The organism is Blautia schinkii (assembly GCF_013304825.1).
Taxonomy (GTDB): domain Bacteria; phylum Bacillota; class Clostridia; order Lachnospirales; family Lachnospiraceae; genus Blautia_A; species Blautia_A schinkii_B.
On sequence record NZ_JAAWUO010000003.1, the window covers coordinates 266,076 to 274,288 of the forward strand.

Sequence of the window (8,213 nt, forward strand, 5' to 3'; positions counted from 1 at the left end):
TATAAGACTAACTCACTGAGATTTTTTTTGGAGCGATCTGCGCTCCAGCAATATGATTATAACATAGGTCCTTAAAATCTTGCATTAATAGCTATTAAGTGCAACTAACTTTTTTTGCGAATTATTATACTTTTTCTCATTAGCGCTGAAAAATTTAAAAAAATTATTTTTTTGAGATTTTAGACTATTTTGTACTTATATAAAAGTATTGTTTTATAACGACAATTTCTCACCTTTTGTACATACATTTTTTATATCTGATTTTCATTAAATGTCCTATCAACCTCCCCTTTCATCCAGTCAATATCCTTTGATACCCCGAAAGTATATAGAAAATAGCACTTTCAATTGACGTAAGCAAAAGATATTAATAAAATAAATAAAAACATACAAGAAGGAAACGTAATGAATACATTTTTTACCTGCGAGCAAAAATTGGGGAATACCATCTTCACTTTTTCACAAAAAACAAAAGTTCTTAGCACAAGTCCTTTAAACGGAGGCCTTACAAGGCACCTTTCTCATGCTGTAAATATCAATTGTATGAATGGTTCTTATGAATGTAAAATGCTTGGAGATACTTATGAAAAAGATCTAGCTGCACATGTCCACGCCCTTGGTCTTTCACCCTCCTGCACTACTGCCTTAAGTACCGCAGCCTGGACTGAATTACGTGCTATAGAAGAAGTATGCTTCCGGGATCTTACGGTAACTGCTGTTGTGACCGGTGGAATTGACTCCAATGGCATGCATCCCGGCGATCCCGCTTCTTACTACGAAGAGGATGGAAATTATGAAATGCCTCTTCCTGGAACGATCAATATTTTTCTGTTCATTAATCAGAATTTGACTGATACAGCAATGTCCAGAGCACTGATGCTTTGTGGAGAATCGAAAGCTGCTGCTGTTTCTCAGTTATTACTGGGAAGCTGCTATTCCGAAGAAATCGCAACAGGTTCTGGGACTGATGGAATTGTAATCGCTTCTAATCTTTGTGGTACCAGAACTCTTACGGATGCTTCTGGACATTCCAAACTTGGTGAACTGATTGGAAAATCCGTGAAATCTGCCGTAAAACAAGCTCTTCTTAACCAAACAGCGGCCTCTGGCCCGAGGCAATTTCTTTTATCTGCACGCACTGCAAGATATAAGATCACACCTGCTACTTTATGGGAGTTTTATATAGAATACAGAAAAATTTTTAATGATTTTAAGATTTCTTTTGAAATGCCCTCATTATTGGAGCAGAAGTTTCTTACACACAATCGTACCAGTAACCTGGTTCTATGTGTATCACTTTATCTTCACCTTATGGATCAGGTTCGTTGGGAGTTGATTATGGAGCCGGAAGCTATCCGGGAGGGGAAACGTCTTCTAATTTATGGACTCTATTGGAAAGATGGAGACTTTTTTGAAAAAGCATATCCGGCAAAAGCATGGGAGCAGCCCGGATTGCTGCATTTTTCATTAAAAGAACAGCTTATGTATCTGCTTTTATTGTATATTGCTATTTAGATAGTGCTAAAAATTTCTAACTTTTAATATAAATGGGTAAGTCGAAAACCGACTTACCCACTATAATATTATTTTTATTTACTTCGCTACACACATGTTTTCATCAATCCATTTATGGATGTCATCTTCGCTTACTTTAACCAAACGGGCAATTTTCTTAACATCCATCCCCTCTTCTGCCATAGAAAGAGCTGTCTCTTTTGCTTTTTTTAGTTCGCCGCTTTCTATTCCTTCGCTATAAATTTTTTCCATTTCATGGCACATAAGTTCAACTCCATTCTGCGTGTCTTTTAATTCATGTACCCGTTTTACAACAACCGGACTGTGCATTTCATCCGCATTCCTGTTTGTGAGATCATACTATTTTAACCAATCTGTGATATTTTCATCTGTTGCATGGTTCGCATTAAATGGTCTGCACCATTTTGCAGAATATTTCTTTTTGATCTTCACCGCAATTTTTTGTGGTTCTGTAGCTACGCTGGTTGTAAAAATTGCTGCTTTTTTTCCATTCAGATTTACCTTGTCCAGAAAACTGAATACTGCATTTGGAATTGTTCCACACCAGATCGGGCTTCCTATCAGTATCCTGTCGTATGCAGAAATATCAGGAATCTCCATATCCAGTTCTGGCCGCTCATTTAATAAAATTTCTTTTAATGCGGTAAATACCGTTTTTCTATAAGACATCCGGTAAGATTTATAAGTCTTAATCTCTGCCAGATCTGCCCCGGAAAGCTGTGCGATCCGTCCAGCAGCTTCTTTTGTCTTTCCTTTCTGCGAAAAATAGATAACTAATGTTTTGGCTCCTTTTCTAATACAATATATTTATGGCTGATGTCTCTACAACTCTGATACAGAATAACTGCTCTATTATAACTGGATATTTACTCTTAAGCACGATATTATATAAATCAGGGCAAGCCCAACAGACCTGCCCATTTATAAATGCGTTTCTTATTTTATTGCACATAAATTTTCATCAATCCATTTTTGGACTTCATTCACATTATGATTTACAGCTTTTGCAATTTTTTCAACAGGCAGACCCATTTCTGCAAGTGAAAGTGCTGTTTCTTTTGCTTTTTTGAGTTCACCACGTTTCTCCCCACTTTCCATTCCCTCGCTGTAGATTTTTTCCATCTCATGGCACATAAGCTCAACTCCTTTCTGCGTGTCTTTTAATTCATGTACCCGTTTTGCAAGAACCGGACTGTGCATTTCATCAGCATTCTTACAATGCAGATCATGCATAAGTCTCCCAAGTTCTGTGTCTTCCTGTTTTCTGGAATTCACATATATAATATGTGCTTCGTCCTGAAAGCTATCATCGGCTTCTTTGATATGCCTGTCAATATGGTAAATAGGAAAGTCATACCCAAGGATGTCATCCCTGGTAATAAAGATCACATAGCTTTCCGGTAATTCATCAAAATCCTGACCCGGATTTAAAGTGTTCATGTCCATCAAACCACTATGGTAACGTGCCCTCTTAGGTGATGCACCTTCATTATCCTGCTGGATCTCCACATCAAACTGTTTGCCTTCGGAATCTCTGGCAACACAGTCCATGATTGCAGATCGTCCCTGCAGATTCTTATAATCCTTCTGGATGATCTGATCAATTACTCGCAGATCCTGTTTTTCCATAATGACCTGCAGAACATATTCCAGGCATTCTCTCTGTTTGAAAACATTTCTCATAAATATGTCACTCATGAGTGTAAAATTCTTAATAATACCTTTATATCTTTCGTAACGTACTTCCAATCCGTTCTCTGGCACAATTTTTTCATCTGCCACGTTCGCTGTCACCTCCCACTTTATTCTTTTTATGTTATGAAGAAATTTTCGAAAAAGCTTTTGTTTATTTTATCTTAGCATCAATGAATGACCTTTACAAGACACTTTTTCCCCGAGTTGTATCGGGTGCTTTTTAACCTACCCGTTCCACATAGCATACACTGTTTCCCTTGCACTCAAATTCCGGACAAAGAGACAGCCATAATCTTTCCAGATCATTGATGTTTATGGCGTCCAATTCTGTTTCATCTTCTTCACCATAAATATTTACAAAACCGATCCGATATATGCCATACTCTTTATGTAGGTTTTTTACTACTTTTCTTCCTGCTCTTCGTATATTCATAAGCTCTCTTTTCTCCTCTCTTCTGCTTCCAGCAAAAATGTATTGCAGGTATAGCTTCCGGAAGCACTGACACCAGCGACCCCTCCAAGGCTGTCCAGATACTGGCTTCCATTTTTAGGACAATAAGCGGGAATCCTTGGCAATTCAATTACCGGGATGAAAGCGCAGGATTGTGCATATCTGCATATTGAAATAATATAATAATCTCCCAATCCCTTGGTATTAATTCCGTAACCGGCATATAATCAATCGAAAATACGTTCGTTTTTTTATTGCGCATTTCTACTTGTTATGTTATACTATATGTATGAAAGAAAATCTAATACATTACAGGACTTGTGTGTGTAATATTAATTACCATATGGTGTGATCGGTGAAATACCGGCGGAAGATATTAAACCCAGAAATTGAGGAATATCTAAAGGAACTGGTGCAGCAGATCGCTGAGGATAAAGGTTTTACTGTTCATTTATTTGAATGTGGTGAAGGTGCTCATGTCCACTGTTTTGTATCAGCTCCACCAAAACTGTCCATAACAGCGATTGTCAAGTATCTGAAGGGAATCACCGGCAGAAAACTGTTCGAACGTTTTCCGGAAATAAGAGACCAGATATGGAAGGGAGAGTTGTGGAACCATTCCTATTATGTGGAAATGATCGGATCTGTATCGGAGGAAAATATCCGCCGTTATATTGAGCATCAGAGCAAGTCGTATTAAACCAAGGTGGAGTGTAGATCTCTATCTGCATAGCTGTCCAAAGGGGGAAGAGGAATGCTGCTGTCACACAGAACATCTGTAAAGATTCGGCCGGAATATTCCAATATCATAGGGCATATGTGTTATGCAGCTTCCAAACTCTGTAATGTCTGCAACTACGAACGTCATCATTATAAAGAGCTGGGACTGGAAAAGTATCCTGACTGGTATTATCAGAAAAAAGCGCATAAAGGAGATCTGTGGTACAGACAGCTTCCGTCACAGACAGCACAGGAAACCTGCAAGCAGCTGGACAAAGCATGGAGATCTTTCTATGTTCTGAAAAAGACCGGAGGGATCAAAGATCCAAATCCGCCCCGTTTTAAACAGGACAATATCCCGGTCACATACATGCAGATGGGGATCCGGCATGAGAAAGGTTCAGACCAGCTGCGGCTGTCTCTGCCAAAGGATCTGAAAAGCTATATGGAAGGAACCTATGGGATCCATGAAAGATTTCTACATCTTGAAAATAAGATTTTCAGGGACATGGATCATATAAAACAATTGCGGATTTATCCGCCGGAAAACGGAAAATGTGACCTTATCGTTATCTACGAGATCGAAGTACCAGAGCAGCTTTTCCAGAATGGACATTATTTATCTATTGATCCTGGACTTCATAATCTGATGACCTGTTATGATTCCGGAAATGGCCGGACTTTTATCCTTGGAAGGAAATATCTTTCATTAGAAAGATACTTTCATAAAGAGATCGCCAGAGTGCAGTCTGTCTGGTATGCGCAGCAATCGGAAAGAGGGATAAGATATTCAGGATCATCGAAACATATCCAGAGACTTTACAGAAAAAAGCAGAATACAGTGAAGGATTATCTTCATAAAGTGACCAGATGGATTGCAGAATACTGCAGAAAAGAAGATATCCGCTGTGTGGTTGTGGGAGATATCCGAAATATCCGTAAAGAGAAGGATATGGGGCATAAAGTCAACCAGAAGTTTCACGGACTGCCATATAACAGGCTTTATATCATGCTAGGATATAAGCTGAAACTGTATGGAATCCAATTGATAAAACAGGAGGAAAGCTATACCAGCCAGTGCAGTCCGTTATCACCGAAAGTATCAAAAAGATATGCAGAAGCAACAAACCGAAAAGAACGGGGTATGTATATAACTGACAGAGTAAGCTACAATGCAGATGCAGTAGGCGCGTTTAATATCCTGCGGAAATATCTTTCCGTATCCGGAAAACAGAAGGAACTGTCCATAACCGGACTAAAAAATCCAGAAGTAATAAAAGTAGCTGTATAGCCGAAAGGCAAGCAGTATTGGTGTCATGGACGCACCCTGAAAAAAGGCGGTATCCCGCCAGATTTCAGATGCTCTGGTAACTAAGTTGCCGAGTAGTTCACATGCAGAAATGTACATATAAAAGTTTGTCAAAACATAGTTTTTATTTTCCAGAACATTCTTATAACTGCTGTTAAGTACAAGCCTTGCTCCTATTTTTTCTGCTTTTTCTTTTACCCGCATGGCAGTTAAATTTACTGCTTTTCGTATTTCCTGTTCGCTAAGTCCGCTTTGATAATAACGTTCCAAAAACAAAACCAGTTCTTCTGCTTTATTTTCATGTGGTTCGCTTTTGACAGTCACATCAACAAACTCAATCGTCTTCCTTTCATCCGCAGCTACAAAAGATCCTTTTTCCTTGTGTTTTTTTGTGATCCTCCTTTCCGTATTTGCTGATCTGTACTTGTTGTCTGCCATATTTTTGCAACAAAAAAAGGCCATTTAGAAATTTTCATTCTAAATGACCTTATTTATTACAAAGGCAGGAGGCTTTTGGCTCCTTAATGTTTTACTCCCGGTCAGATCCGGAACCAGCGTTTCTTATCTGTGTTTACAGATACAAATACAAATCTCACAATCATATTAACACAAGATATTGTTGGCGTAAATCGCACTTTTGCTATATTTTGTATTTTCGATTTTCAAAGATTTAATCAACTTCTCGTATTACTTACGGAAATGTAATTTTACCATTTTTATTTATACGAATTTTAAATGTACCACCAAACATTTTATTGTTATTTTTTTTATCTCTACAGTAAAAATATCCAATTGCGGTATCTCATCCCTCTCTTCGATTAAATTATTCTTTTGTCATCTGATTTTAATTTCTATTTTTCCTTCCACTGGGCTATATAAATCCAGAGGATCTTCATCACTTTCATAAACACGTCCTACGCCTTCTCCGTAAGTATCTTCTGTTCCAGTTTCATATTTTTTATATGTTGTTCTGTTTTTTTCTTCTTTATTTACATATAATTCTAATGTCACCGTTTTAGCATCTGGAGAAATTCCTTTATATTTTGTATTATTTCTGCTTTCTTCAAACACAGTCTCTGTGTCTCCATAATTTGTCATTCTATAAAGCCCCTGATTTCCTTTATCGTCGGTTCCTATTAAATAATAATCTTCATATTCTTTATTATCCAAATTTCCATAAATTGTACTTGCCAAATCGTTTAAGTTCATTTTTGAAATCGTCAGATTTTGATTTGGAGATATCTTTATTTTTTTATTCACATTTACATTTATGGTATTCTTTTCCAGTTCTTCCCAATTTGATGAAAATTCAAAAATATAGTCATCCGTATCTTCTGTATCTGCAGTATCCATTTCTGTTGGATCAAATAACCATACTTTCATTTTTATATCTGCTGTATTATCTTTAATAGTTGTATCTTCCAACCTATAATGACAAACCTGACCATCTGCTCCGTTCTCCTTTTTCTCCAGAGCATATGTTCCATCTAACTGTGCCGCTTTTCCATTTATCTCCACTTCTGTTAGTAGAATAGTCTCTTTTTCTTTTGAATCATTTATATTATCAGATATTGCCACCCATAAATTCTCCTTATCAGCAGCAATTTCATCTAATGTAATAGAAATTCCATTTTTAGTAATCGTTTTTCCAACACTATCTATATATGATTCTACATTTTTATTAATCCCCAATGCAGTTTGAATCCACGAAGTAATCTGTTCCCAGGCCGCCTTTATCTCATGCGGATGTCCCAAACCTCCTATCAATAATGCTATTACAACTCCTGCTGCTGCAATCTTTGCTAATTTTAATTTCAAATTAACATTTCGCTTTTTCCATAGCAAGGAAGCTTCGTAAACAAATTTTTCATCTATTTCTCCCATCAGATCCAAAAAATTGTTTTCTTTTTTCATATGATTTCTTTCACCTCTTCCCATAATCTGTTTCTGCTTCGAAAAAGACTGGATTTAATTTTAGTCTCAGAGCATCCATGTCTTTTTGCAATGTCTTTAATATTATCCATATACCAATATCGCCTGACAAAAATATCCCTGTCCCCTGCTTTTAAATTACTTAAAAATTTTTCTAAAATATTCAAAATTTCCTTTTTCTTTATATCCTCTTCCACATAATCCTTTATTGTATTTTCCAGTTTTTCCACTTCACCACAAATATCCATCATATGTGTATCTGCTCTTTTTGAAGCATTTTTCTTTCTGAAATTGTCCAATGCCAAATTTCTAGTTATTTTTCCAAGAAATGCAGATAATTTTGTTGGCGTTTTAGGCGGAATCTTATTCCACGTTATCAGCCACGTATCATTTACGCATTCTTCTGAATCTTCTGTGTTATATAAAATATTCCATGCAATCTTAAAGCAAAATTTTTCGTACTTTACTTCTACCTGGCGAATTGCATCTTCTGATCTTTCTAAAAATAAATTTATAACTATAAATGAGCAAATTTGAAAAAATGCACAAAATTATCCTGCTAATTTCATA

The 8,213-nt window shown here is 36.8% G+C and carries 9 protein-coding genes and 1 pseudogene; 3 read left to right on the plus strand and 7 right to left on the minus strand.

Features of this window, described 5'->3' with window-relative positions; all coding sequences use genetic code 11:
* The first annotated feature begins 405 nt into the window (after positions 1–405).
* Positions 406–1,515 (plus strand): adenosylcobinamide amidohydrolase, encoded by a 1,110-nt coding sequence (locus HFM85_RS04035; RefSeq protein WP_173736945.1) that lies wholly within the window; start codon positions 406–408, stop codon positions 1,513–1,515.
* 78 nt (positions 1,516–1,593) lie between these two features.
* Here HFM85_RS04035 and HFM85_RS04040 read toward each other — a convergent pair whose 3' ends face one another.
* From HFM85_RS04040 to HFM85_RS04055, 4 genes are all read right to left on the minus strand, one after another.
* Positions 1,594–1,779 (minus strand): hypothetical protein, encoded by a 186-nt coding sequence (locus tag HFM85_RS04040; protein WP_173736944.1) that lies wholly within the window; start codon positions 1,777–1,779, stop codon positions 1,594–1,596.
* Between the two features lie 96 nt (positions 1,780–1,875).
* Positions 1,876–2,343 (minus strand): flavodoxin, encoded by a 468-nt coding sequence (locus HFM85_RS04045; RefSeq protein WP_173737136.1) that lies wholly within the window; start codon positions 2,341–2,343, stop codon positions 1,876–1,878.
* A gap of 129 nt (positions 2,344–2,472) precedes the next feature.
* Positions 2,473–3,234: an Rpn family recombination-promoting nuclease/putative transposase gene (locus HFM85_RS04050; RefSeq protein WP_243251703.1), complete on the minus strand. Its 762-nt coding sequence runs from the start codon at positions 3,232–3,234 to the stop codon at positions 2,473–2,475.
* 217 nt (positions 3,235–3,451) lie between these two features.
* The gene (locus tag HFM85_RS04055) at positions 3,452–3,664 is read right to left on the minus strand and encodes a hypothetical protein (RefSeq protein ID WP_173736943.1); all 213 of its coding nucleotides are present in this window, start codon (positions 3,662–3,664) and stop codon (positions 3,452–3,454) included.
* 307 nt (positions 3,665–3,971) lie between these two features.
* Between HFM85_RS04055 and tnpA the strand changes: the two are divergent.
* Positions 3,972–4,382: pseudogene (gene tnpA / locus HFM85_RS04060) on the plus strand (IS200/IS605 family transposase).
* A gap of 54 nt (positions 4,383–4,436) precedes the next feature.
* A complete protein-coding gene (locus HFM85_RS04065) occupies positions 4,437–5,693 on the plus strand; it encodes an RNA-guided endonuclease InsQ/TnpB family protein (RefSeq protein WP_243251695.1) in 1,257 nt (418 codons plus the stop codon).
* On the opposite strand, the gene HFM85_RS04070 is transcribed toward HFM85_RS04065, so the two are convergent.
* From HFM85_RS04070 to HFM85_RS04080, 3 genes are all read right to left on the minus strand, one after another.
* Entirely contained in the window at positions 5,658–6,149 is a 492-nt protein-coding gene (locus HFM85_RS04070; RefSeq protein WP_173736942.1) for a hypothetical protein, read from the minus strand. The two genes, HFM85_RS04065 and HFM85_RS04070, sit on opposite strands and share 36 nt — an antisense overlap.
* A gap of 396 nt (positions 6,150–6,545) precedes the next feature.
* Positions 6,546–7,649, minus strand: a complete 1,104-nt coding sequence (locus HFM85_RS04075; RefSeq protein WP_173736941.1) for a DUF4179 domain-containing protein — start codon at positions 7,647–7,649, stop codon at positions 6,546–6,548.
* Positions 7,622–8,176, minus strand: a complete 555-nt coding sequence (locus tag HFM85_RS04080) for an RNA polymerase sigma factor (RefSeq protein WP_173737133.1) — start codon at positions 8,174–8,176, stop codon at positions 7,622–7,624. Before HFM85_RS04080 ends, HFM85_RS04075 begins: the two co-directional genes overlap by 28 nt.
* Positions 8,177–8,213 lie beyond the last annotated feature (37 nt).

Excerpts from the sequence above, each read along its gene's own strand:
- HFM85_RS04035 (WP_173736945.1), top strand. The coding sequence starts at position 406 with ATGAATACATTTTTTACCTGCGAGCAAAAATTGGGGAATACCATCTTC.
- HFM85_RS04040 (WP_173736944.1), bottom strand. The coding sequence starts at position 1,779 with ATGTGCCATGAAATGGAAAAAATTTATAGCGAAGGAATAGAAAGCGGC.
- HFM85_RS04050 (WP_243251703.1), bottom strand. The coding sequence starts at position 3,234 with ATGAGTGACATATTTATGAGAAATGTTTTCAAACAGAGAGAATGCCTG.
- HFM85_RS04055 (WP_173736943.1), bottom strand. The coding sequence starts at position 3,664 with ATGAATATACGAAGAGCAGGAAGAAAAGTAGTAAAAAACCTACATAAA.
- HFM85_RS04065 (WP_243251695.1), top strand. The coding sequence starts at position 4,437 with ATGCTGCTGTCACACAGAACATCTGTAAAGATTCGGCCGGAATATTCC.
- HFM85_RS04070 (WP_173736942.1), bottom strand. The coding sequence starts at position 6,149 with ATGGCAGACAACAAGTACAGATCAGCAAATACGGAAAGGAGGATCACA.
- HFM85_RS04075 (WP_173736941.1), bottom strand. The coding sequence starts at position 7,649 with ATGGGAAGAGGTGAAAGAAATCATATGAAAAAAGAAAACAATTTTTTG.